Annotated in this window: 21 protein-coding genes, 1 pseudogene and 1 CRISPR repeat array; of the genes and pseudogenes, 11 read left to right on the top strand and 11 right to left on the bottom strand. The window is 68.9% G+C overall.

Features of this window, described 5'->3' with window-relative positions; genetic code table 11:
* The 5 genes from H0U68_RS18845 to H0U68_RS18865 form a co-directional block, all read right to left on the bottom strand.
* Positions 1-1701: ABC transporter ATP-binding protein/permease (locus tag H0U68_RS18845; RefSeq protein WP_296358399.1), on the bottom strand; the 1701-nt coding region annotated here is incomplete at its 3' end.
* 7 nt (positions 1702-1708) lie between these two features.
* Positions 1709-2611, bottom strand: coding sequence for a 5'-nucleotidase (locus H0U68_RS18850; RefSeq protein ID WP_296358401.1), 903 nt, complete (start codon positions 2609-2611; stop codon positions 1709-1711).
* Positions 2612-2625: 14 nt separating this feature from the next.
* A complete protein-coding gene (gspF, locus tag H0U68_RS18855; protein ID WP_296358403.1) occupies positions 2626-3858 on the bottom strand; it encodes a type II secretion system inner membrane protein GspF in 1233 nt (410 codons plus the stop codon).
* A 36-nt stretch (positions 3859-3894) separates the two neighbouring features.
* The gene (locus tag H0U68_RS18860; protein ID WP_296358405.1) at positions 3895-5520 is read right to left on the bottom strand and encodes an AMP-binding protein; all 1626 of its coding nucleotides are present in this window, start codon (positions 5518-5520) and stop codon (positions 3895-3897) included.
* Positions 5517-5993, bottom strand: a complete 477-nt coding sequence (locus H0U68_RS18865) for a MarR family transcriptional regulator (protein ID WP_296358407.1) — start codon at positions 5991-5993, stop codon at positions 5517-5519. The genes H0U68_RS18860 and H0U68_RS18865 overlap by 4 nt, the downstream gene beginning before the upstream one ends.
* Before the next feature lie 114 nt (positions 5994-6107).
* Between H0U68_RS18865 and H0U68_RS18870 the strand changes: the two genes are divergently transcribed.
* Positions 6108-7388 (top strand): class I SAM-dependent methyltransferase, encoded by a 1281-nt coding sequence (locus H0U68_RS18870; RefSeq protein ID WP_296358409.1) that lies wholly within the window; start codon positions 6108-6110, stop codon positions 7386-7388.
* A 125-nt stretch (positions 7389-7513) separates the two neighbouring features.
* Positions 7514-7840 (top strand): DUF1840 domain-containing protein, encoded by a 327-nt coding sequence (locus H0U68_RS18875; protein WP_296358411.1) that lies wholly within the window; start codon positions 7514-7516, stop codon positions 7838-7840.
* 145 nt (positions 7841-7985) lie between these two features.
* Here H0U68_RS18875 and H0U68_RS18880 read toward each other — a convergent pair whose 3' ends face one another.
* The 3 genes from H0U68_RS18880 to H0U68_RS18890 all read right to left on the bottom strand — a co-directional run bounded on the left by H0U68_RS18880 (position 7986) and on the right by H0U68_RS18890 (position 11285).
* Positions 7986-8963, bottom strand: a complete 978-nt coding sequence (locus H0U68_RS18880) for a tripartite tricarboxylate transporter substrate binding protein (protein ID WP_296358440.1) — start codon at positions 8961-8963, stop codon at positions 7986-7988.
* 82 nt (positions 8964-9045) lie between these two features.
* A complete protein-coding gene (locus H0U68_RS18885; protein ID WP_296358413.1) occupies positions 9046-10032 on the bottom strand; it encodes a tripartite tricarboxylate transporter substrate-binding protein in 987 nt (328 codons plus the stop codon).
* A gap of 89 nt (positions 10033-10121) precedes the next feature.
* The gene (locus tag H0U68_RS18890; protein WP_296358416.1) at positions 10122-11285 is read right to left on the bottom strand and encodes an ABC transporter substrate-binding protein; all 1164 of its coding nucleotides are present in this window, start codon (positions 11283-11285) and stop codon (positions 10122-10124) included.
* Between the two features lie 137 nt (positions 11286-11422).
* Between H0U68_RS18890 and H0U68_RS18895 the strand changes: the two genes are divergently transcribed.
* From H0U68_RS18895 to H0U68_RS18915, 5 genes are all read left to right on the top strand, one after another.
* A complete protein-coding gene (locus tag H0U68_RS18895; RefSeq protein WP_296358418.1) occupies positions 11423-12205 on the top strand; it encodes a Crp/Fnr family transcriptional regulator in 783 nt (260 codons plus the stop codon).
* Positions 12198-12965: a pseudouridine synthase gene (locus H0U68_RS18900; protein WP_296358420.1), complete on the top strand. Its 768-nt coding sequence runs from the start codon at positions 12198-12200 to the stop codon at positions 12963-12965. Before H0U68_RS18895 ends, H0U68_RS18900 begins: the two co-directional genes overlap by 8 nt.
* A gap of 74 nt (positions 12966-13039) precedes the next feature.
* The gene (locus H0U68_RS18905; protein ID WP_296358422.1) at positions 13040-13456 is read left to right on the top strand and encodes a hypothetical protein; all 417 of its coding nucleotides are present in this window, start codon (positions 13040-13042) and stop codon (positions 13454-13456) included.
* Between the two features lie 4 nt (positions 13457-13460).
* The gene (locus tag H0U68_RS18910) at positions 13461-14198 is read left to right on the top strand and encodes a response regulator transcription factor (protein ID WP_296358425.1); all 738 of its coding nucleotides are present in this window, start codon (positions 13461-13463) and stop codon (positions 14196-14198) included.
* Positions 14195-15553, top strand: a complete 1359-nt coding sequence (locus tag H0U68_RS18915; RefSeq protein WP_296358426.1) for an ATP-binding protein — start codon at positions 14195-14197, stop codon at positions 15551-15553. Before H0U68_RS18910 ends, H0U68_RS18915 begins: the two co-directional genes overlap by 4 nt.
* A gap of 3 nt (positions 15554-15556) precedes the next feature.
* On the opposite strand, the gene H0U68_RS18920 is transcribed toward H0U68_RS18915, so the two are convergent.
* On the bottom strand, positions 15557-16162 hold the full coding sequence (locus tag H0U68_RS18920; RefSeq protein ID WP_296358428.1) for a TetR/AcrR family transcriptional regulator: 606 nt from the start codon (positions 16160-16162) through the stop codon (positions 15557-15559).
* Between the two features lie 120 nt (positions 16163-16282).
* Here H0U68_RS18920 and H0U68_RS18925 point away from each other — a divergent pair, with 120 nt between their 5' ends.
* The gene (locus tag H0U68_RS18925; protein ID WP_296358430.1) at positions 16283-17332 is read left to right on the top strand and encodes a saccharopine dehydrogenase NADP-binding domain-containing protein; all 1050 of its coding nucleotides are present in this window, start codon (positions 16283-16285) and stop codon (positions 17330-17332) included.
* A 126-nt stretch (positions 17333-17458) separates the two neighbouring features.
* Positions 17459-17761 (top strand): DUF4148 domain-containing protein, encoded by a 303-nt coding sequence (locus tag H0U68_RS18930; protein WP_296358432.1) that lies wholly within the window; start codon positions 17459-17461, stop codon positions 17759-17761.
* Between the two features lie 81 nt (positions 17762-17842).
* On the opposite strand, the gene H0U68_RS18935 is transcribed toward H0U68_RS18930, so the two are convergent.
* A complete protein-coding gene (locus tag H0U68_RS18935; RefSeq protein ID WP_296358434.1) occupies positions 17843-18049 on the bottom strand; it encodes a hypothetical protein in 207 nt (68 codons plus the stop codon).
* 156 nt (positions 18050-18205) lie between these two features.
* On the opposite strand from H0U68_RS18935, the gene htpG reads away from it, so the two are divergent.
* Complete coding sequence (htpG, locus tag H0U68_RS18940) at positions 18206-20116, top strand: molecular chaperone HtpG (RefSeq protein WP_296358436.1); 1911 nt, start codon at positions 18206-18208, stop codon at positions 20114-20116.
* A gap of 39 nt (positions 20117-20155) precedes the next feature.
* Here htpG and H0U68_RS18945 read toward each other — a convergent pair whose 3' ends face one another.
* The gene (locus tag H0U68_RS18945) at positions 20156-21139 is read right to left on the bottom strand and encodes a tripartite tricarboxylate transporter substrate binding protein (protein ID WP_296358439.1); all 984 of its coding nucleotides are present in this window, start codon (positions 21137-21139) and stop codon (positions 20156-20158) included.
* Between the two features lie 40 nt (positions 21140-21179).
* On the opposite strand from H0U68_RS18945, the pseudogene H0U68_RS18950 reads away from it, so the two are divergent.
* A pseudogene (locus H0U68_RS18950) lies at positions 21180-21913 on the top strand (fumarylacetoacetate hydrolase family protein).
* Between the two features lie 302 nt (positions 21914-22215).
* Positions 22216-22771: a CRISPR direct-repeat array (repeat unit 31 nt; unit sequence GTTTCAATCCACGCGCCCGTGAAGGCGCGAC).
* Positions 22772-22895 lie beyond the last annotated feature (124 nt).

Consider the following 22895-nt stretch of genomic DNA (forward strand, 5'->3'; position numbering starts at 1 on the left):
CCGCCAGCGGCGCGAATGGAAGGCGTCCAGCGACTCGCCGTGCGCCACCGCCACGATGGCGCCGCCGGCCGCCCGCACGCGCTCGATCAGCGCGCCGTACACCCGCGCTTCGGTTTCCGCGTCCAGCGCGCTGGTGGGCTCGTCGGCCAGCACCCAGCGCGGCTTCTTCAGCAGCACCCGCGCGATCGCCAGCCGCTGGCGCTCGCCGCCCGAGAGCTTCTGGCCCCAGGCTTCCTCTTCATCCAGGCGCGCCGCCAGCTGCGGCAGCAGCGCGTCGTTCAGCGCGGCCGTGAGTTCCTCGTCGCCGTACCGGGTGGCGGCCTCCGGGTAGGCGAGCGCGGCGCGCAGGCTGCCTTCGGGGAAGTACGGCTGCTGCGGAATGCACATCATGTCGGCGGGCTGGCGCACCTCGCCGCGGCCATAGGGCCAGATGCCGGCCAGCGCGCGCAGCAAGGTCGATTTGCCGCTGCCCGACGGTCCCTGCACCAGCACCGCGTCGCCCGGCGCGATCTGCAGCTGCAGGTCGTCCAGCAGGCGCGCGCCGGTGGGCAGTTCCACGTCGAGGCGGGAGGCGCCGAGCGCCGGCGCGTCGTGCTGCACCGCGATCGGGTGCGTGCGCGACTGCTCCACCACGCTGGCTTCGAAGCTGCTCAGGCGGTCGGCCGTGGCGCGCCAAGCCGCCAGCGTGGCGTAGTTGTCGACGAACCAGGCCAGCGAGTCCTGCACGCGGCCGAAGGCCTCGGCGATCTGCATCAGCTGGCCGAGCTGGATGGCGCCGGCGAAGAAGCGCGGCGCCGCGATAATGAACGGAAACACCACGGCCGCCTGGCCGAAGAAGGTGTTGAACCAGATCAGGTTCTTCTGCGCGCGGATCAGCTGCAGGTAGTTCACCAGCACGCGCGAGAAGCGCAGGTCGAGCTGTCCGCGCTCCACCGCCTCGCCCTTGTCCAGCGCGATCGCCTCGCTGTATTCGCGCACCCGCACCATGTGGTGGCGAAAGTCCGCCTCGTAGCGCTGCTGCTGGAAGTTCAGCGGGATCTGCACGCGGCCGATGTAGTGCGTGATGATGGTGCCGATCACGCAGTAGGCGATGGCGGCCCACACCATGAAGCCGGGAATGGCGAGGGCGGCGCCGCCCAGGTTCACCGCGAAGGCGCCGGACAGCGACCACAGGATGCCGACGAAGCTGGCCAGCGTCACCACCGCGTTGAGCAGGCCCATGCTCAGCGAGATGCTGTAGGTGGTGAACAGGTTCAGGTCTTCCTGGATGCGCTGGTCCGGGTTGTCGGGCGAGGCGCCGGCGGCGGTGAAGCGCGCGAGTTCCATGCGGTAGAACGCCTGGTTGGCCAGCCAGCGCTGCAGGTAGTGCGTGGTCAGCCAGGCGCGCCAGCGCATCTCCAGCAGCTGCGTCAGGTAGAACTTGTAGACCGCGATGATCACGAAGCCGAAGGCCAGGTACGTGAAGCGCAGCAGCTGCTCCCAGAACACCGGCTGGTTGCGCTTTTCCAGCGCGTCGTAGAACACCCGGTTCCAGTCGTTGATCTGCACCAGCATGTACACCGCCGCCAGGTTCAGCACGATGATGGCGGCGAGCAGCCCGCGCGCCTTCCACTTCTCTTCGGAGTGGAAATACGGCGAGGCGAGCGCCCAGATGCCGCGCGCGGCCTCGCCGGTGCGCGCCAGTTTGGCGGTGAGTTTCATGCGCTTCCTAAGCGATGCGGTTGGCAATGCCAGCGGCCACGTGGCCGGCGGGCACGTGCAGCGCCGCGTGGTCCACGTTGCGTGTCTGGTCGTCGAAGAAGAAGTCGGGCTCGAATTCGCGCAGGAACTCACCCTTGGCCAGGCCGCCCAGGAACATGGCCTCGTCCACCTGCACGTTCCAGTTCACCAGCGTGCGGATGGCGCGCTCGTGCGCCGGCGCGCTGCGCGCCGTGACCAGCGCGGTGCGGATGCGCATGCGCGAGTCGCCGGCCAGCTGCAGCCGGTGCAGCGCGGCCAGCAGCGGCTTGAACGGGCCCTCCGGCAGCGGCTGCATGGCCTTGCTGAGCTCGTGCTCCTGGAAGGCCTGCAGGCCGCCGTTGTGGAACACCTGCTCGGCCTCGTCGGAGAACAGCACGGCATCGCCGTCGAAGGCGATGCGCACCTCGTGCGGGTGGTTGCTGCCGGCCAGCACCGATTCGGTGAGCACGCGCGCCGCGGGGAAGCCGGCGGCCAGCGCCTGGCGCACGTCGTCGGCGTTGGCCGAGAGGAACAGGTTGGCGTGCAGCGGGCGCAGGTAGCCGAAGGGCGGGCGCCCCTGGGTGAACACGCCGCGCTGCAGCGGGATGTTGGCGGCCTTGGCCGAGCGGAACACCCGCATGCCCGAGACCGGGTCGTTGCGCGACAGGATCACGACTTCCACGCGCTGCGCGTGCGCGTCGTTGAAGGCCAGCAGCTTGCGGATCAGCGACAGCGCGATGCCCGGCGTGGCCGGCTCGTCCAGGCGTTCGAGCTGCATGCGCATGTAGCCCTGCGGGTCGCCGCTTTCGAACACGTTGTTCTCCTCTTCGAAATTGAAGAGGGCGCGCGAGGAGATCGCGACCACCAGCTTGTCTTCGAGGGATGTGGCCATCGTGTCCCCGTGCCTCAGCGCACGAACTGGTTGAGCTGGATGATGGGCATCAGCACCGCCAGCACGATCAGCAGCACCACCAGACCCATCGCCACGATCAGCAGCGGCTCCAGGATGGTGGCCAGCTGCATGGCGCGCCGCTGCACCTCGGAGCCCAGCTGGTTGGCAGCGCGCTGCAGCATCACCGGCAGCTTGCCGGTCTGCTCGCCCAGCCGCGCGAACATGCTGAGCAGGCCGGGAAAGCGCTTCTTCTGCGCCAGCGCGGAAGCCAGCGGCGCGCCTTCTCGCACCAGCACCAGCGCATCCAGCGCATCGGCGCGCATGGCGCGGTTGCCCAGCGTCTCCGCGGCCGCCTGTAGCGCTTTCAGAATCGGCACACCGGCGCCGGCCAGCATGGCCAGCGTGCTGGCAAAGCGCGCCGCGTTGTAGCCGCGGCTGAGCCGCCCGACCAGTGGCAGGGTGAGCCAGGAGGCGTCGAAGCGCTGGCGAAAGGCCTCGCGCTTCAGGGCGCTGCGCAGCACCACCGCGCCGCCGGCCAGCCCGAGCAGGGCGATCCAGCCGTAGCTGCGCACCCCGGCGCTGAGCGCCAGCATGGCGACGGTGAGAAAGGGCAGGCTGCGCTTGGTGCCGGCGAACACCGCGGCGACCTGCGGCACCACGTAGGTGACCAGGAACAGCACGATGGCGATGGCCACGCAGGTGACGATGGCCGGATAGAGCGCCGCGCCGATCAGCTTGGCCTTGAGCGCCTGGCTCTCCTCCAGGTCGTCGGCCAGCCGCTCCAGCACCATGCCGAGATGGCCGCTCTGCTCGCCTGCGCCGACCACGGCGGTGTAGATACTCGAGAACTCGCGCGGATACTGCGCCAGCGCCTTGCCGAAGGGGGAGCCGGCGTTGACCTCGGCGCGCAGCGCGGCCACCAGGTCGCGCTCGCGCTCGTCCTCGGCCTCCTCGGTCAGGGCGGTGAGCGCGCGCTCCAGCGGCAGCCCCGAGCCGACCAGGCCGGCGAGCTGGCGCGTCCAGATGGAAAGTGCGGCGGCGCTGAACACGGGCCGCGCCCACAGGGTGGTCTGCCAGATGCTGCGCTGCTGCAGCTGCTCGGCCGCGGCGCCGACCGGGGCGACCAGCAGCGGGACCATGGCGCGGGCACGCAGCAGGCTTCGGGCGGCCTTGGCGGTGTCGGCCTCCAGGACGCCCTTGTGGGTGGCGCCCTGCGGGTCCAGGGCTTCGAACGAATATGCGGGCATTCCTTCAATTATGGGGCGGTCCCCCGGATGAAGGCCCTAGAGTTCGCGCAGCCTGAACCTCTGCAGCTTGCCCGTCTCGGTCCGGGGCAAGACCGAAACGAAGGCGATCTCGCGCGGATATTTGTAGGGCGCGATCATCGCCTTCACATGCTCCTGCAGTTCCTTGGCCAGGGCCGGGTCGCCCGCGTGCCCGGCGCGCAGCACGCAGAACGCCTTGACGATCATGCCGCGCTCGTCGTCGGGCTTGCCGATGACGCCGCACTCCTGCACCGCCGGGTGCTTGAGCAGGGCATCCTCCACCTCGGGCCCGCCGACGTTGTAGCCCGAGGTGATGATCATGTCGTCGGCGCGCGCCTGGTAGAAGAAGTAGCCGTCGGCGTCCTGCATGAAGGCGTCGCCGGGATAGTTCCAGCCGCCCTTCACGTAGCTCGCCTGGCGCGCGTCGTCCAGGTACTTGCAGCCGGTCGGGCCGATCACCGCCAGCTTGCCGATGGTGCCGCGCGCCACCTCGTTGCCGGCGTCGTCCACCACCTTGGCGGTGTAGCCCGGCACCGCCTTGCCGATGGCGCCGCGCCGCACCTCGGCGCCGGCCGAGGAGATGAAGATGTGGAACATCTCGGTGGCGCCGATGCCGTCCAGCATCTCCAGGCCGCTGGCCTGCTTCCACAGCTGGCGGGTGGCGTCGGGCAGGCCTTCGCCCGCGCTCACGCTGACGCGCAGTTTGCCCACGCCGTGCTCCCGGGCGAACGGCGCCATCTGGCGGTAGAAGGTGGGCGCGGTGTAGCAGATGGTGGCGCCCACTTCGTTGATGGTGCGCACCATGGCCTCGGGCGTGTACGGCGCGTCGGGGAAATACACCGAGCTGCCCGACCACATCGGGAACACCAGCAGGCCGCCCAGGCCGAAGGTGAACGCCAGCGGCGGCGAGCCGACCACGATGTCCTCGGGCGTGGCGCGCAGCACGTGGCGCGGCCAGGCTTCGCAAGCGGCCATCACGTCGCGGTGCGTGTGGATGGCGGCCTTGGGCTTGCCGGTGGTGCCGGAGGTGAAGGCCATCAGGGCGACGTCGTCGGCGGCCGTCGGGCAGGGCGGAAAGTCGCCGTCCTTGGCGGCGGCGCGCACCGCCAGCGAGCCGGGTTCGTTGGGCGCGTTGAACGGCACCACCACCCGCAGCACGGGGCGCTCCTTGCGCGCGAGTTCCAGCTCGTCCAGCAGCTTCGCATCGCACAGCGCCAGGGTCGGCTGCGCCTTGTCGATGATGTCGCCCAGCTCGCGCGCGCGCAGCAACGGCATGGTGGCCACGGCGATGCCGCCGGCCTTCACCACCGCCAGCCAGGCCAGCGCCATGCCGATGGAGTTGCCGCCGCGCAGCAGCACGCGGTTGCCCGGGGCCATGCCGAGGTCGTCCACCAGCACGCGGCAGATGCGGTCGACGCGGTCGCGCACGTCCTGGTAGGTGAGAACGATCTTGCTGGAGCGCAGCATCGGCCGGCCGTTCCAGCCTTTGGCCGCGGCCTTGTCCAGCAGCTCTTCCACCGCGTTGAGCGCGGGCGGGAACTGCAGCTCGGGCCATTCGTAGCGCATCTGCGGCAGCTGGTCGTTCGGGGGCAGCCGGTCGTGCACGAAGCGGTCGGCCTGCGCGGTGGGCGTGGGCACAGTCATGGGGCAATCTCCAGGCCTGCGCGCGCATGGTCCTTGACCTTGCCGAGCAGGCGGTACAGCGTAGCGATGTCCTTCGCGTTGAGGGCGGCGAAGGCGTCGACGATCCAGCTCTCGTGCTGGCGCGCCATCTCGTTGAACAGCTTGCGGCCCTTGGGCGTGAGGCGCACGCGGTAGGCACGGCGGTCGCCGGCCACGTCGATGCGTTCCACCAGGCCTTCGGCCACCAGCTGGTCGGTGATGCCGGTGACGTTGCCACCGGTCACCATCATGCGGCGCGACAGCTCGTTCATCTTCAGGCCGTCGGGCGCGCGCTCCAGCTGCGCCATGAGGTCGAAGCGCGGCAAGGTGGTGTCGAAGCGCTCGCGCAGGCGCGCGCGCACGTCCTTTTCCACGAGCTGCGTGCAGGTGAGCAGCCGCAGCCACAGGCGCAGCGCCTCGGGGTGCTCGCTGTGCGCGCGCGCTTCCATGTCCATGGGGAACCGTCCTTCAATGCAACGTAAATAGTTTAAGCCTCAACAAAACAGTGTCAATTAGGGTCTTGTCCGGGGCCGGTTGACGTACCACAGCAGCGTGGCAAAAATCGCGCCATGGAACCGCTCCTCAAGAAGATCGAGGCGCAACTGGCAGGCCTGCCTGTTACGGTGACGCTGCAGCTGCCGGGAGGCCGGCGCGTGGGCCCGGCGGACGCCGGCGTGCGGCTCGGTTTTTCCGACTGGTCCGGCCTGGCCACGCTGGCGGCCGGCCAGATCGGTCAGGTGGCGCAGGACTACGTCGAGAAGCGCGTCGCCATCGAAGGCAGCATGCGCGACCTGATGGCCGCGGCGGCGGGCCTGCTGCCGGGCAGCCCGGTGGCCAGCGACACCCGCTGGTGGACGCAGATGCTGCGGCGCGCGCGGTCGCTCGCTTCGCATTCGCCGCACAGGGACGCCGAGCAGATCCAGTTCCATTACGACGTCTCCGACGACTTCTATGCGCTGTGGCTGGACCCGCGCCGCGTGTATTCCTGCGCCTACTACCGCGACGTGGACATGTCGCTGGCGCAGGCGCAGGAGGCCAAGCTCGACCATATCTGCCGCAAGCTGATGCTGCGGCCCGGCGAGCGCTTCCTGGACATCGGCGCCGGCTGGGGCGGGCTGCTGCTGTGGGCCGCCGAGCACTACGGCGTGCGGGCCACCGGCATCACGCTGTCGAAGAACCAGCATGCGCACGTGCAGCGGCTGATCGAAAAGAAGGGCCTGCGGGAGCGGGTGCAGATGCACCTGGTGGACTACCGCAAGCTCGACGAATCCATGCCGTACGACAAGATCGCCTCGGTCGGCATGTTCGAGCACGTCGGCCAGGCAAACATGCCGGCCTACTTCGGCAAGATCATGCGGCTGCTCAAGCCGGGTGGGCTGGTGATGAACCACGGCATCACGGCCGGCAGCCTGCAGCCGGGCCAGCTGGGCGCCGGCATGGGCAGCTTCATCGAGAGATACATCTTTCCCGGCGGCGAGCTGCTGCACGTGAGCCACGTGCACAAGGACCTGGCGCTGGCCGGCCTGGAGATGGTGGACACCGAGAACCTGCGGCCGCACTACGCGCGCACGCTGTGGGCCTGGTCGGACGGGCTGGAGGCGCGGCTGGACGAGGCGCGCGCGGTGCTCGAGCGCACCCACGGAGCGGCGCGCGCCGGCGCCGTGCTGCGTGCCTACCGGCTGTACCTGTCGGGTTGCGCCATGAGTTTCGAGCGCGGCTGGATCTCGCTGCACCAGGTGCTGGCCACGCGGCCGGACGGGCGGATGGAGACCGGCGGCCTGCGCGGCGCGCAGTCGGCCTATCCGTTCAAGCGGGACTATATCTACGCGGGTTCTCTTGAAAATCGCTGAAGCGATTTTCAAGAGGTTTGATCGGTGCGAGGAGGCCCGGCAAAGCCGGCTCCTCCTCACAAAAGGGACCGCACTGCACGATGTTTCGTGCGGTCCATCGAGAGAGAACCCCCTACACTGCGGCGATGCTATACAAGTTCAAATCCAAGGCGGCCGGTGACCTCATCATGCTGGAGCCGAATGGCCGGCGCGTGCTGGAGATTGTCGGCAAGGACGCCGGCCCCAAAGGCATCATTCAGGCCGGCGAGATGCCGGCGGCGATAGCCGCGCTGGACGCGGCCATCGCCGCGGAGGAGACCGAGCAGAAGGCCGCCATCGACGCCGCCAAGGCGGCCGGCCAGGTGGCACCGCGCTTTGACGGTGGTGTGTCGCTGCGCCAGCGCGCCGTGCCCTTCATCGACATGCTCAAGCGCTGCCAAGGCGCCGGCGCCGACATCGTCTGGGGCGTGTGACGTTCACATTGAAAACGCTTCGCGTTTTCAATGTGGGCTGATTGGTGCAACCAGGCCCGGCAGAGCCGGATCCTGGCTGCAAGTGAGACTGCGCTGCACGTTGTTGCGCGCAGTCTGCACGCAGGCCGACACCTTCAGCGAAGTACTAGTCCACCTTGGCGCCGGACGCCTTCACCACCGGCGCCCACTTCCTGATCTCGCGGTCGATCAGCGCCGCGAACTGCGCGGGCGTGTTGCCGCTGGGAATGGCGCCCTGCGCGAGCAGGCGCTCCTTCATCGCCGGCGTGCCCAGCGCCTTGGCGGTTTCCTGCTGGATGCGGTTGACGATGTCGGGGGGCGTGCCGGCGGGCGCCAGCAGGCCGAACCAGGAACTCGCCTCGAAGCCCTTGAGCGTCGGGCCGCCGGCTTCCTCGACCGTCGGCACGTCGGGCAGCGCCGCCGAACGCTGCGCGCTGGTGACGGCCAGCGCCTTGAGCTTGCCGGACTTGATGTGCGGCATGGACGAGGGCAGGTTGTCGAACATCACGTCCATGTCGCCGGCGATCAGGCTGAACAGCGCGGGGCCGGAACCGGTGAACGGGAAGTGCGTCATGTAGACGCCCGCCATGTTCTTGAACAGCTCGCCGGCCAGGTGGATGGACGTGCCGTTGCCGCTGGACGCCATGTTCAGCTTGCCGGGGTTGGCCTTGGCGTACTTCACGAAGTCGGCCGCCGTGTGGATGCCCCGCGCCGCCGCCTTCTCGGTGTTGACCACCATCACGTTGGGCACGCCCGCCACCAGCGTGACGGGCATGAAGTCCTTCTGCGTCTCGTAGGGCATCTTGCTGTAGAGCGACTTGTTGATCGCATGCGTGCCCACCGTGCCCATCACCAGCGTGTAGCCGTCGGGCGCCGACTTGGCCACGAGGTCGGCGCCGATGTTGCCGCCGGCGCCGGCGCGGTTCTCCACGATGAACGACTGGCCGAACGCCTTGGTCAGCTCGGGCGCCAGCGCGCGCGCCAGGATGTCGGTGGTGCCGCCGGGCGCGAACGGCACGATGATGCGCACCGGCTTGGCCGGCCAGGCGGCCTGCGCCTGCACGCCGGCGCTCACGCCCAGCGCGGCCGAGGCGAGCGCGGCCAGCAGCAGCCGGCGCGCGGAAGAGGAAGTCTTGCCGTCCACCCTTGTCTCCTTGTTGCCCACCGCGCAGCGCGGCGGCGCGGCCTCAGTCGGCGTAGACCCCGGCGGCCTTGATGATCGGGCTCCACTTGGCGATCTCGCCGGCGACGAACTTCTTGTGCTCGCCCGGCTCCACGCGCTTGTCGGCGACGATCACCGCGCCCAGGCCTTCCTGCTTCTTGATGAACTCAGGGTCCTTCAGCGCGGTCCGCAGGGCGTCGTTCAGCTTCTTCTGCACGTCGGGCGGCGTGCCCTTGGGCGCGTACAGGCCGTGCCAGATCGTCACTTCGAAGTCCTTCAGGCCGGCTTCGCCGGCGGTCGGCAGGTCCTTCAGCGCCGGCGTGCTCAGGCGCTTGGGCGTGGTGACGGCGTAGGCCTTGACCTTCTTGGCCTCGATCTGCGAGGTGGTGTTGGTGGTCTGGTCGCACAGTAGGTCGATCTGGCCGCCCAGCAGGTCGGCCATGGCCGGCGCGGTGCCCTTGTACGGCACGGCCGTCATTTCCACCTTCATGGCTTTTTGCAGCATCAGGCCGCACAGGTGCGAGGCCGAGCCGATGCCGGCGTTGCCCAGGTTGACCTTGCTCTTGTTCTGGTTGACCCAGGCGCTCAGGTCCTTGAAGTTGTTGGCTTCCAGCGTGGAGCGGCCCAGCACCGTCATCGGCACGTCGTTGATCATGCCCAGGTATTCGAAGTCGCTGTCCACCTTGAACGGCAGGTTGCGCACCAGCGTCGGCATTGTGGCCATGCCGATGTGGTGCACCAGCAGCGTGTAGCCGTCGGCCGGCGCCTTGGCGACCTTGTTGGCGCCGATCGAGCCGCCGGCGCCGCCCGCGTTGTCCACCACGATGTTGACGCCGCCCAGCGGCTTGCGCATGGCTTCGGCCAGGTCGCGCGCGACGCGGTCGGTCGGGCCGCCGGCCGTGAACGGCACGACGAAGGTGATGGGCTTGTCCTTGGCCGGAAAGTCGGCGGCGTGAACGGCACCGGTGGCGAGCAGGGCCACGGGCAGCAGCGAGACGAACAGGTTCTTCATGCGGGGGCGCTCCTTGTGCCGAACGATGATAGCCAGCACCCGCTCGGCGCCATCGGGGGGAAGTACGTAGCGCTTTCGCACGCATCTCATCAGCGGATGAAGCGTCCGTCGCGGCCCACCATGGTCAGCTCGATGAAGCGCGAAGCGTTCCTGCCGGGTTCGCTGAAGCTCACCTCGAAACCGCCGAGCTCCAGCCGCTTGAGATTCCAGACGGCGTCCACGAAACTGCTGCGCGTGAGGTTGCGCCCCGCCGCGCGCAGCGCCTCGCAGAACACCCGGGCGTTGATGTAGCCCTCCAGCGCCAGGTGGGAAGCCTCCAGCTCGACGCCGGAGGCTTTCCAGGCCTGCTGGAATTCGCGCACCACCGGCACCACCGTGTTGCCGGGCGAGGGCATCACCTGCGAAATGGCGATGCCGGTGGCGTCGTCGCCGAGCGCGCGCAGCGTGGCCGCCGAGCCCATCACCGAGGTCGCGTACAGCGGCACGCCGCGGCGCTGCACCCGCATCGCCTTCACGAAGTCCAGCGTCGGCTTGCCGGCCAGGCCGACCAGCACTGCCTCGGGGTTGGCCGCCGCCAGCTTGGCCGCGGCGGCCTGGGCGTCGGAGCCGTCGTTCTCCACCGTGGCCGATAGCAGGCCGGCCAGCTTGTGTTTTTCCAGCGAGGCGCGGGCGCCGTCGAAGATTTCCTTGCCGAAGGCGTTGTTCTGGTACGCGATGCCGATGCGCTTGATGCCGATGGTGGCCAGGTGCTGCACCAGCTGCTCGGCCTCCTCCGCGTAGCTGGCGCGGATGTTGAACACGGTGCGCACGTTCTTCGGCCGCGCCAGCAGAGCGCCGGTGAAGGGCGCGAAGAACGGCATGCCGCTTTCCAGCACCTTGGGCAGCATGGCGCCGATCGCCGGCGTGCCCATGCAGTTGAACAGGGCGAAGCAGTCCTTGTCGGCCAGGAAGCCCTGCACGTTGGCCAGCGCCTTGGGCACGTCGTAGGCGTCGTCGCGCGTCAGCAGCTCGATGGTGCGGCCGTTGATGCCGCCCTTGGCGTTGACGCCGGCAAAGCAGATCTTGGCGCCCTGGTGCATGGCCTGGCCCAGGTCGCCCAGCGGCCCGGTCAGCGCAGTCGACTGGCAGATGCGCACGCTGCCGCCTGCCTGGGCACGCGCCCGGCCGGGCCACACGAACGGTGCCGCGCTGGCGGCGGCGAGGCCGGCCAGCAGGCGGCGGCGCGAGGGGGATGGGGATGCGATAGGCGTCATGACCTCTTCCTGCAAGGTGAAAAATGCGCCTCCCTGATTGTTACTAATCGTTAGCTTAATGGGGACAATGCCGGTAACATGTCTTTCCGGCGACAATTTCAGGGAGTACCCTGCCAAGTACTTTCCCCTTCGAACGAATGGCCTCAGACACCTCTCTCCACCAGCGCCGCCGCACCCCCACCGGCGCGGAGCTGGAGGCCATTCCCTGGATGAAGGTGCTGGAACCCCAGGCCTGGGAGCGTGCCGCCGTCTGCCTGACGGTGGGGGATGCGTTGCCCGGCGACTACGTTTGCCGGTTCGGGCGGCCGGTGACCTACTGGTTCGGCGTGATCGCCGGCCTGTTGAAAATGAGCACCGACAACGAGGACGGCCAGACCATGACCTTCACCGGCGTGCCGCCGGGCGGCTGGTTCGGCGAAGGCACGGTGCTCAAGCACGAAAGCTACCGCTACAACATCCGCGCGCTGCGCAGGAGCGTGGTGGCGGGCCTGCCGGCCGACACCTTCGAATGGCTGCTGGACCACTCCATCGGCTTCAACCGCTTCGTCATGAATCAGCTGAACGAGCGGCTGGCGCAATTCATCGCCGCGCGCGAGATCGACCGCATGAGCAACCCCGACCTGCGGGTGGCGCGCAACCTGGCCGCGCTGTTCAACCCGGTGCTCTATCCCGGCGTCGGCGAGGTGCTGCGCATCACGCAGCAGGAGCTGGCGTACCTGGTCGGCCTGTCGCGCCAGCGCGTCAACGAGGCGCTGGCCGCCCTCGAAGTGCAGGGCGTGATCCAGGTGGAGTACGGCGGCCTGCGCGTGCTGGACCTGGATGCGCTGCGCAGCGGGCCGGTGGCGCCAGCCAAGGCTGCAGTGCCGCCGGGGCCGCCGCGCAGCCGGCGCCGCTGGACGGCGGGGCGGGCCGATGCCTGAGGCAAGCCCCACCGTCCGCCTGAACAAGCGCATGGCCGAACTGGGCCTGTGCTCGCGGCGCGAGGCCGACGAATGGATCGCCCAGGGTTGGGTGCGCGTGGACGGGCAGGTCGCGGTCATGGGCCTGCAGGTCGCGCCCGATGCGCGTATCGAGGTCGACCGGCGCGCCCGCGGCCAGCAGCAGCAACAGGTGACGGTGCTGCTGCACAAGCCGGTGGGTTACGTGAGCGGCCAGGCCGAGGACGGCCATTCGCCGGCCATCGTGCTGGTGCAGCCGGCCAACCGCTGGAGCGGCGACACGGCACCCATTCGCTTCGCACCGGCCCAGCTCAGGAGTCTGGCGCCGGCCGGCCGGCTGGACATCGACTCCACCGGCCTGCTGGTGCTGACGCAGGACGGCCGCGTCGCGCGCCAGCTGATCGGCGAGGACCGGACCATGGAAAAGGAATACCTGGTGCGGGTCGGCTACGGCGAGGCCGAGCGCGACGTGCAGCGCGCCTTTCCGCCCGCGCAGCTCGCGCGCCTGCGCCACGGCCTGGTGCTGGACGGCGCGCCGCTCAAGCCGGCGCGGGTGGACTGGCAGAACCCCGAGCAGCTGCGCTTCGTGCTCACCGAAGGCAAGAAGCGGCAGATCCGCCGCATGTGCGAGATGGTCGGCCTGCGGGTGCTGGGCCTCAAGCGCGTGCGCATCGGCCAGGTGGTGCTGGGGCAGCTGCCGGCAGGGCAGTGGCGCTACCTGGCGCCGCACGAACGGTTCTGAGCGTGGGCGAACCCGTCCGCTCATCGCCAGCTAAGTGTTTCGCGCTACGCTGCGCCGTCACCGGAGGCACATCCATGCACGACGATCTTCTGCGCCGCCTTTGCCTCGCCGTCCTGGTTCTTGCCGGGGTCCTCGGCATTGCCTTTCCGCCCTGGGAAACCGGCGGCCTGGGCCTGATGGACGCGGCCTTGCTGGCCGGCGGCGAGTTCGCCGCCCAGGCCCGCCACCAGCGCTTCGTGCTGGACCTGGTGGGTGTCGGCCTGGTGCTCTCGGCATTCTGGCCCGCCCTGCGGGCGGCGGCCATCGGCGCCGCGGTATTGAGCAAGTTCGTTTACCTGGGGCTGGCCTGGAGCAGCGCGCAGCCGCTGCCCTCGCTGTGGCTGGAAGGGGCGGTCGTGCTGGCCCTGCTGGCCGTGGCGCTGGTGCTCGGACGCCAAGCCCTGCGCGAGGCGCGCTGGGAAGGCCTGTCCACCCTGCGCGGCCAGGGGTAAGGCCATGCGCGTACTGCTGGTCGAAGACGACGAAATGATCGGCCAGAGCCTGCGCCAGGCGCTGGGCTCGCACGGCTGGTCGGTCGATTGGGTGAAGGACGGCCTGCTCGCGCAAAGCGCGCTGGCCGACGGCGACTACGCCTGCATGCTGCTGGACCTGGGCCTGCCCAAGCGCGATGGCGTCGAGGTGCTGCGGCATGCGCGCGCCAGCGGCGACGTAACGCCGGTGCTGGTGCTGACCGCGCGCGACGGCCTGGACGACCGCGTGGCCGGCCTGGACCTGGGCGCCGACGACTACCTGGTGAAACCCTATGAGCTGCGCGAGCTGATCGCGCGCATGCGCGCCGTGATCCGCCGGCGCGACGGCAGCGCGCATTCGGTGATCGGCAGCGAACAGGTGCGGCTGGACCTGACCACGCGCGAGGTGATGGTGCAGGGCGAGCGCGCCCAGCTGTCGGCGCGCGAGTTCTCGCTGCTGCACGCGCTGCTGGAGCGGCCCGGCGCGATCCTGTCGCGCGAGCAGCTGGAAAACCGCATCTACGGCTGGGGCGAGGAAGTAAGCAGCAACGCGGTGGACGTGCTGATCCACGGCATGCGCCGCAAGCTCGGGCCCGAGGCCATCCGCAACGTGCGCGGCCTGGGCTGGCGCATCGCGCCGTCGTCGCCCGCTGCGCTTTCGGTGCTTCCGGTGGCGACTGCGCCCGCGCCGCTGTCGGCCGTGCGCGAGGCGGGTGCGCCATGAAATTCAGCGTCTTTCCCGCCGGGCGCATGTGCTCGATCCGCCGCGCGCTGATGCTGTGGCTGCTGCCGCTGTTCCTGGCCGTGGCGGCGGGCTCCGCCGCGTTTTCGTACTGGAGCTACAGCCGCATGGTCGACGCCTTCATGGACGACCAGATGGAGCAGCTCGCGCAGTCGGTGGCGCTGCACGACGAGCCGATGTCGCTGCCGGGCGTGAGCGAGGAGCGCATCCACCAGTGGGGCGCCTACGTGGTGCAGGTGTTCGACGGCGAGGGCCATCGGCTGGTGAGCTCCTGGCCGCAGCTGGGCGTGGGGCGCCTGGGCGACGCCGGGCTGCAGGACGTGCGCCAGGGCGGGCGGATGTGGCGCGCCTACCAGTACCAGACGCCGGGCGACCGCGGCCGCGCGGTGCAGGTGCTGCAAAGCGGCAGTTTCCGCTCGCATGTGGCGGCCGAGCACGCGGGCGCGGCCATCGTGCCGGTGCTGGTGCTGCTGCCGCTGTCGATGCTGGTGCTGTGGGGCATCGCGCGGGCCATGTCGCGCGAGGTGCAGGACATCGCGCGCGCCGCCGCCAGCCAGGACGAGCACAACATCGCCGAGCTGCCGCTGGACCGCGTGCCGCAGGAAATCACGCCGCTGGTGGCGTCGTTCAACAGCCTGCTGCGGCGGCTGCGCGACGCCTTCACCGCGCAGCGGCGCTTCGTGCAGGACGCCGCGCACGAGCTGCGCACGCCCATCGCCGCCATCGGCCTGCAGCTGGAGAACCTGCGCACCACGCTGCCCGAGGGCGCCTGCACCGAGCGCTTCGCGCACCTGGAGTCGGGCGTGCGCCGCGCCCAGCGCGTGGTGGACCAGATGCTGCGCATGTCGCGCCAGGAAACCACCGCGGCCGAGGCCTCGGCGCTGGTCGACCTGCAGGCGCAGTTGCACGAGAGCATGAACACGCTGATCGCCCTGGCCGACCAGCGCAACATCGACCTCGGCCTGGTGGCGCCGCAGCCGGCGGCAGTGACCATGGCGGTGTCGCTGCGCTGCGTGCCTAGCGACCTGCGCAGCCTGATCGACAACCTGATCGAGAACGCGCTGCGCTACACGCCCGAAGGCGGCGTGGTGGACGTGCGGCTGCTCAATGAGAACGGGCGTCCCGCGGTGGAGGTGGTGGACACCGGCCCGGGCATCCCGCCGGAGCTGCTGCCGCGCGTGTTCGACCGCTTCTTCCGCGTGCCGGGCACCGGCGCCGCCGGCAGCGGCCTGGGGCTGGCGATCGCGCAGAGTGCCGCTCGCCGCTGTGGGCTGCGCGTGACGCTGCGCAACCGCGACGACCGCAGCGGCCTGATCGCGCGCGTCGAGTTCGCCTGACCGTTATTTGAGCGAGGCCGCGGCCAGCGCCGCGCCGGCGGCGCGCAGCGCCTTGCCGGCCGCCTCGCCCAGCAGCAATGAGCCGCTGGTGAAGGCGCCGTCCACCAGCATGGAGAGTTGCGCCGCCAGCAGGTCCGGCTTGCGCGCGCCGAGCCGTTTGCACAGCGCGGCGAACCGGCGCTGCTGCTCGCGCTTGTGGGCGGCGGCGATGCGCCGCGCCGGGTGTTCCGGATCGGCGAATTCCGCCGCCACGTTCAGCTGCGGGCAGCCGCGGTAGCCGGGCCGCGCGACGCGCTGGCCGATCCACTGCAGCAACGCATCGAGTTCCGCCGGCGCGTCCTGCGCGTGGCGCTTCACCACCTCGTCCCACTGCGCCCAGAACGTCTCGTCCTCGCGGGCGAGGAAGGCGGCGACGAGGTCGTCCTTGGTGCGGAAGTGGCGGTACAGGCTGGTCTTGGCGACCTGCGCGCGCTCGATGATCAGGTCGATGCCGATGGCGCGCACGCCCTCGCGGTAGAACAGGTCGGCCGCGGTGTCGAGCAGGCGCTGCCGCACGTCGGGCGGCGCGGGCGCGACGGCCGGCGCCGGCGTGGAACTGCGTGAAGCCATGGTGGTGGGTCCCTCTGTCGGATGCGATTGTCGCATGGCGGCATTGACATAAAACGGACAGGTCTGTATCGTTGCATTTCTTTATAGATACAGACCTGTCCGTTTTTAAGGAAACACCCCATGCCGTCCTCGCCCGCTTCTTCCGGCCCCGTCCTCGTTTTCGGCGCCGCCGGCCACACCGGCCGCTTCATCGTGGCCGAATTGCGCCGCCGCGGACTGCACGTGCTGCCGGCCGGCCGCGACGCGGCGCAGCTGCGCGCGGCCTACCCCGAAACCGCTGCCGAAGACATCCGTGTCGTCGACCTGGCCGACGCCGCTGCGCTGGAGGGTGCGCTACGCGGTGCCTCCGTGCTGGTCAACTGCGCCGGCCCGTTCGCCGACACCACGCCGCCGCTGCTGGCCGCAGCGGTCGCGGCCCGCGCGCACTACGTGGACATCACGGCGGAGCAGGCGATGGCGCTCGAGGTGTTCGAGCGATGGGACGCGCCGGCACGCGCGGCCGGCATCGTTGCCCTGCCGGCCATGGGCTTCTACGGCGGCCTGGGCAACCTGCTGGCCACCGTGGCCATGGGCGACTGGGACGCAGCCGACGGCATCTCGCTGTACATCGCCCTGGACAGCTGGCATCCGACGCTGGGCACGCGCAAGACGGGCGAGCGCAACACCCGCCGCATGGTGTTCGCCGACGGCCGCCTGCAGCCGGCGCCGGCCACATCCGCGCAGGGGCAATGGACTTTCGACAGTGGCGTGTTCGGCGCGCAGGAGATGGTCGGCCTGAACCTGGCGGACACGGTCACCATGTCGCGCCAGCTGCGGGTGCGCGACATCCACGCCTGGATCAACGACACGCCGATCCGCGACCTGCACGCGCCGGACACGCCGGCGCCGCGGGCGGTCGACGCCACGGGCCGCTCGGCCCAGCGCTTCGCCGTGGAGGTGGTGGTCCGCCGCGCCGGGCAGGAGCGCCGCGCGCGTGCCGAGGGGCAGGACATCTACGCGATTACCGCGCCGCTGGTGGCCGAGGCCTGCGTGCGCATCCTGCGCGGCACGCAAGCCGGCGGTGCGTTCACGGTGGGGCAGCTGTTCGACGCCCGCGACTTCCTCGGCGCGCTGTCGCCGCAGCCGCTGGCCGTCGACCTGGACTCCGCAGAAACCCTAATTCCCAGCTAACACAGCACTAAGGGTCAGCTAAAGCCCGCTGCCTACATTCGGTTCCACGGTGATGCTTGAAGCGATCCGGGCAAGCACCAACGGTTCCTAAGTCTCCGGGTCAAAAGCAAAAGAAAGAGCTCCATCATGAACGCAACCAAGTCCCTCATCGCCGCCACCGCCGTCTTCGCCGCTGTCGCCAGCGGCATGGCCCGTGCCGACGAAGCCGACGCTTCGCAATACGTCATCCAGTTCCAGGGCACCCGCACCCGCGCCGAAGTGATGGCCGAAGCGAACCGCGTGGCGGCCACGCGCAGCACCGAACCTGCCGGCTCGCGTGTCGCGGCCCCGGTGCAATCCTCGGTCGACGGCAAGGTGCTGCGTTCCCAGGCCGCCGATGCGGTGCGCACCGGCCAGATCTCGCGCGGCGAAGGCGTCGGCAACTTCTGAGCCGACTGCAGTCTCCGAAAGGAAAAAAACGCCCCGCAAGGGGCGTTTTTCTTTTGGGGAGACGGCGCGTGGCCGGGCGGGTCAGAAGGTGATGGTGATCCAGGGCGGCGGGTCGCCGGCCAGCACCGAGGTTCCCGGCAGCAGGAACGGTGCGGCATCGGCGGGGGCGAGTGCCTGCATCTCGTCTTCACCAGCGCTCGGCACGGTCAGGGTGTGCACCGCACCCACGGCGGGTTGGGTGCCGGAAGACTCCAGGGCGAAGGCCGTCAGGGGCAAGTCGAAGCTCATGCATTGGAATGTAACCACTTGTCCGGCCTACCCCGCGCCTCAGGCCGCGAAGCTCTCGACATCGTCGAATTTTTCACGGCCGGGCTGTGGGGTTGAAAATACGGGTTCGCGCCACCAGCTGGCGTGCGCCCGTTACGTTTGCCCCACTACAACACCATGAGCCAGAAACAAACCCTATCCTTCCAGGCCGAGGTGGCGCAGCTGCTGCACCTGGTCACGCACTCGCTGTACTCCAACAAGGACATCTTCCTTCGCGAGCTGATCTCCAATGCCTCGGACGCCTGCGACAAGCTGCGCTTCGAGGCGCTGAACGACACATCGCTGTACGAGGACGCGCCCAACCTGGAGGTGCGCGTTTCCTTCGACAAGGAAGCACGCACGCTGACCATCACCGACAACGGCATCGGCTTGACGCAGCAGGAAGCCATCGACAACCTGGGCACCATCGCCAAGAGCGGCACGCGCGAGTTCATGAACCGCCTGTCGGGCGACCAGAAGTCGGATGCGCAGCTGATCGGCCAGTTCGGCGTGGGCTTCTATTCCGGCTTCATCGTCGCCGACAGGATCGTGGTGGAGTCGCGCCGCGCCGGCGCAAAGCCCGAAGAGGGCGTGCGCTGGACCAGCGGCGGCGCCGGCGACTTCGAGGTGGAAGCCATGGAGCGCGCCGCGCGCGGCACCAGCGTGGTCCTGCACCTGCGGGACGACGCGGCGGACTACCTGTCGGCCTGGAAGATCAAGTCGATCATCGCCAAGTATTCCGACCACATCGCCCTGCCCATCCTGATGCGCAAGGAGACCTGGAAGGAAGGCAATGAGGGCGAGCCGGGCGAGATGGAGCTCACCGACGAGTGGGACACCGTCAACCAGGCCAGCGCGCTGTGGAGCCGGCCCAAGAAGGACATCACGCCGGAGCAGTACACCGAGTTCTACAAGGCCGTGAGCCACGACTACGAGGACCCGCTGGCCTGGTCGCACAACCGGGTGGAAGGCAGCACCGAGTACACGCAGCTGCTGTTCATCCCGGCGCACGCGCCCATGGACATGTGGAACCGCGACAAGGCCGCGGGCGTGAAGCTGTACGTGCGCCGCGTCTTCATCATGGACGAGGCAGAGGCGCTGCTGCCGGTGTACCTGCGTTTTGTGAAAGGCGTGATCGACTCGGCCGACCTGCCGCTCAACGTGAGCCGCGAGCTGCTGCAGGAAAGCCGCGACGTGAAGGCCATCCGCGAAGGCAACACACGCCGCGTGCTGTCGATGCTGGAAGACCTGGCCAAGGCGGAGAAGGACGAGGCCGCCAGCGAGGCCGACAAGGGCAAGTTCGCCAGGTTCTACGGCGAATTCGGTGCGGTCCTGAAGGAAGGCCTGGGCGAGGACATGTCCAACCGCGAGCGCCTGGCCAAGCTGCTGCGCTTCGCCTCCACGCAGTCGGACACGGCGAGCGTGTCGCTGGCCGACTACAAGGCGCGCATGAAGGAAGGCCAGGACGCCATCTACTACATCACCGGCGACACGCTGGCTGCCGCGAAGAACAGCCCCCAGCTGGAGATCTTCCGCAAAAAGGGCATCGAGGTCCTGCTGATGACGGACCGCGTCGACGAGTGGGCGCTGGGCTACCTGACCGAATTCGACGGCACGCCGCTGCAGTCCGTGGCCAAGGGACAGGTCGACCTGGGCAAGCTGCAGGACGAGGAAGAAAAGAAGGCCGCCGAGGAGGCCGCCGAGGCGTTCAAGCCGCTGCTGGCCCGGCTGAAGGAAGCGCTGAAGGACAAGGCGCAGGACGTGCGCGCCACCACGCGGCTGGTCGATTCGCCGGCCTGCCTGGTGGCCAGCGAAGGCGGCATGAGCATGCAGCTCGCGCGCATGCTCAAGCAGGCCGGCCAGGCCGCGCCCGAAACGAAACCGGTGCTGGAGGTGAATGCCGACCATCCGCTGGTGAAGAAGCTGGACACCTCGCCCAACTTCCACGACCTGGCGCAGATTTTGTTCGACCAGGCGCTGCTGGCCGAAGGCGGCCTGCCGGAAGACCCGGCGGCCTACGTCAAGCGGGTGAACGCGCTGCTGGTGTGAGGGCGCACCGGGCGGCCTCGCGCCGCCGCCCGGCGTTCATCACTCCACCTTGCCGATTTTCTTCACCACCTCGGCCATGCGGCGCGCGTCGGCCTGCACATAGGCCTGGAAGTCGGGCGTGTCCTGGTAGAGGATGGGGCTGCCCGCGTTGAGGATCACTTCCTTCACCTTCGGGTCGCTGGCCGCCGTGCGTGCCGCGGCGCGCAGCCGCTGCACCACCGGCTCGGGTGTGCCGGCCGGCACGAACAGGCCGGACCATTGCGCGTATTCGGCGTTGTAGCCGGCGTCTTTCAGCGAAGGCACGTCCGGCAGCGCTTCCAGCCGGCCGTTGCCCCAGTGCGCCAGCACGCGCAGCTTGCCGGTCTTGACGTGCTGCAGCACCGTGGCGGGCCCGGACGACACGGCCTGGATCTGCCCGCCCAGCAGCGCGACCACGGCCGGGCCGGCGCCGGTGTAGGGCACGTGCGTCATCCTGATGCCGGCGTTCTGCGCCAGGATCTCCATCGGCACGTGCATGGTGCCGTAGTTGCCCGAGGAGCCATAGTTGATGGCGCCCGGATGGCGCTTCGCGTCCTCAACGAAGTCCTTGACGGTCTTCCACGGCGCGTCCGCGCGCACGGCCAGCACGGTGGGGTCGGCGGTGAAGCGGGCGATCGGCCGCAGCGAATTGAGCGTGTACATCGGCGCGCGGCCGATCACCGCGTCGGCCTCCGGCAGCACGGTGAAGGAGGATAGCGACATCAGCAACGTGTAGCCGTCGGCCGGCGCCTTGGCCACCTGCGCCATGCCGATGCCGCCGCCGGCACCGGCCTTGTTCTCGATCACGACGGGCTGGCCCAGCTCGCGCGCCATGGCTTCGGCCACCGGCCGCGCCACCAAGTCGGCCAGCCCGCCGGGCGGGAACGGCACGACCATGGTGATGGCCTTGCCGGGATAGGTTGCCTGCGCGGCGGCGAGGCCGCTCAGGCACAGCAGTGCGATGGACACAAGGGTGCGGCGTTGGGTGGGAAATGGGCGTTGCATGCTGGGACCCGCGCCTGCGCGCCGCCACAGAACTTTCCCCATGAGAATTGCTGCTTATCTCTACCGTGACGAGCCGGGCGTCGGCCTGGTTTCGGACGACCTGCAACAGGTCCGGCCGCTGCAACTGTCGGCAGCCCAGCGCGCCCTGGGTGCGCTGCCCATCATCGAGATGCTGGCCGCCGGCCAGGCGCTGTCGCTGGTGGGCGAAGCGCTGCCCTTGAGCGGCGTCACGCTGACCGCACCGCTGCCCCGGCCGCGCCGCAACATCTTCTGCGTGGGCAAGAACTACCACGCGCATGCGCGCGAATTCGCCGGCAGCGGCTTCGACTCCAGCGCGAAAGCAGGCGGGGACATTCCGGCCGAGCCGATCATCTTCTCCAAAGGTGGGGCTACACCATCATCAACGACGTGACCTCGCGCGACTGGCAGATTCGCCACCACCAATGGCTGATGGGCAAGTCCTTCGACACCTTCTGCCCGATGGGCCCGTGGCTGGTGAGCGCCGACGAAGTGGACGGGCAGGACACGCGCGTGCGCTGCTGGGTCGGCGGCGAGCTGCGCCAGGACGCCAGCACGCGCGACCTGATCTTCGGCATTCCGCGGCTGATCGAAACGCTGTCGGCGGGGATCACGCTGCACCCGGGCGACGTGATCGCGACGGGCACGCCGCTCGGCGTGGGAATCGGGTTCACGCCGCCAAAGTATTTGCAGGCGGGGGATGTGGTGCGGATCGAGATCGACGGGGTGGGGGTGCTGGAGAATTTGGTGCGGTAAAGCGCACGAAGGTGCAATTGAAAAGCAACCTCTTCCATATTGCGGTGGATAACGCATGAGATCGTCAACGCGCGACGGACTGCATGCGCATGCAGGGATGGTTGTGTGGTGTTTCAACCCACGCGCCCCTAAGGCGACCTGGGTCTGCACAAGATGGACGAGGTGATCTGGAAGATTCAATCCGTGAACGCTTGAAAGCACGACCACACATTGTGGCCGCGCTGAAAACGACAGCGCCGAGTTTTCATCCACACGCGGCGAGGTGCGACCTGGCGATGTACAAATGTCCTTCGGATCGGGTTGTTTCAATCCACGCGCCCGTGAAGGCGCGACGCGAATTGATTTTCCGGCTCATCGTCTCTTACCTGTTTTAATCCACGCGCCCGTGAAGGCGCGACGTGGGCCGGCAAGGAGGTCGCGTGAACCCCATCGAAGTTTCAATCCACGCGCCCGTGAAGGCGCGACCGCGCCACGAAGGCCGAGCAGGAGGCCGCCGAGTGGTTTCAATCCACGCGCCCGTGAAGGCGCGACAGCAGCAGGTTGAATTCTTCGACCGCTTCTCGGAAGTTTCAATCCACGCGCCCTTGAAGGCGCGACTCCACGACGCGGTGGCCGAGGCGGTCAATTGCCAGTTTCAATCCACGCGCCCGTGAAGGCGCGACTCGATGGGCAGGGCGATCTTCTTGGAGCTGTACTTGTTTCAATCCACGCGCCCGTGAAGGCGCGACAGGGAAACTGCGTCGGCGGCTCCATGCTGCGGGTGTTTCAATCCACGCGCCCGTGAAGGCGCGACGGCGGCCGAAGCACTCCCTGCATGTGGGCATAAGGTTTCAATCCACGCGCCCGTGAAGGCGCGACCTAGTGTAGTGCGCGCGAATTAGTTGAACTTTCGCTCGAAGGCATACTCCGATGGCCAAGGGGGTGTGATGCCATGCGGGTCGCCAAGTCGATTGAGCTGGATGGGCAGACGCAGCAGGAGCTT

The organism is Ramlibacter sp. (assembly GCF_013697775.1).
In the GTDB taxonomy this organism is placed as follows: domain Bacteria; phylum Pseudomonadota; class Gammaproteobacteria; order Burkholderiales; family Burkholderiaceae_C; genus Ramlibacter.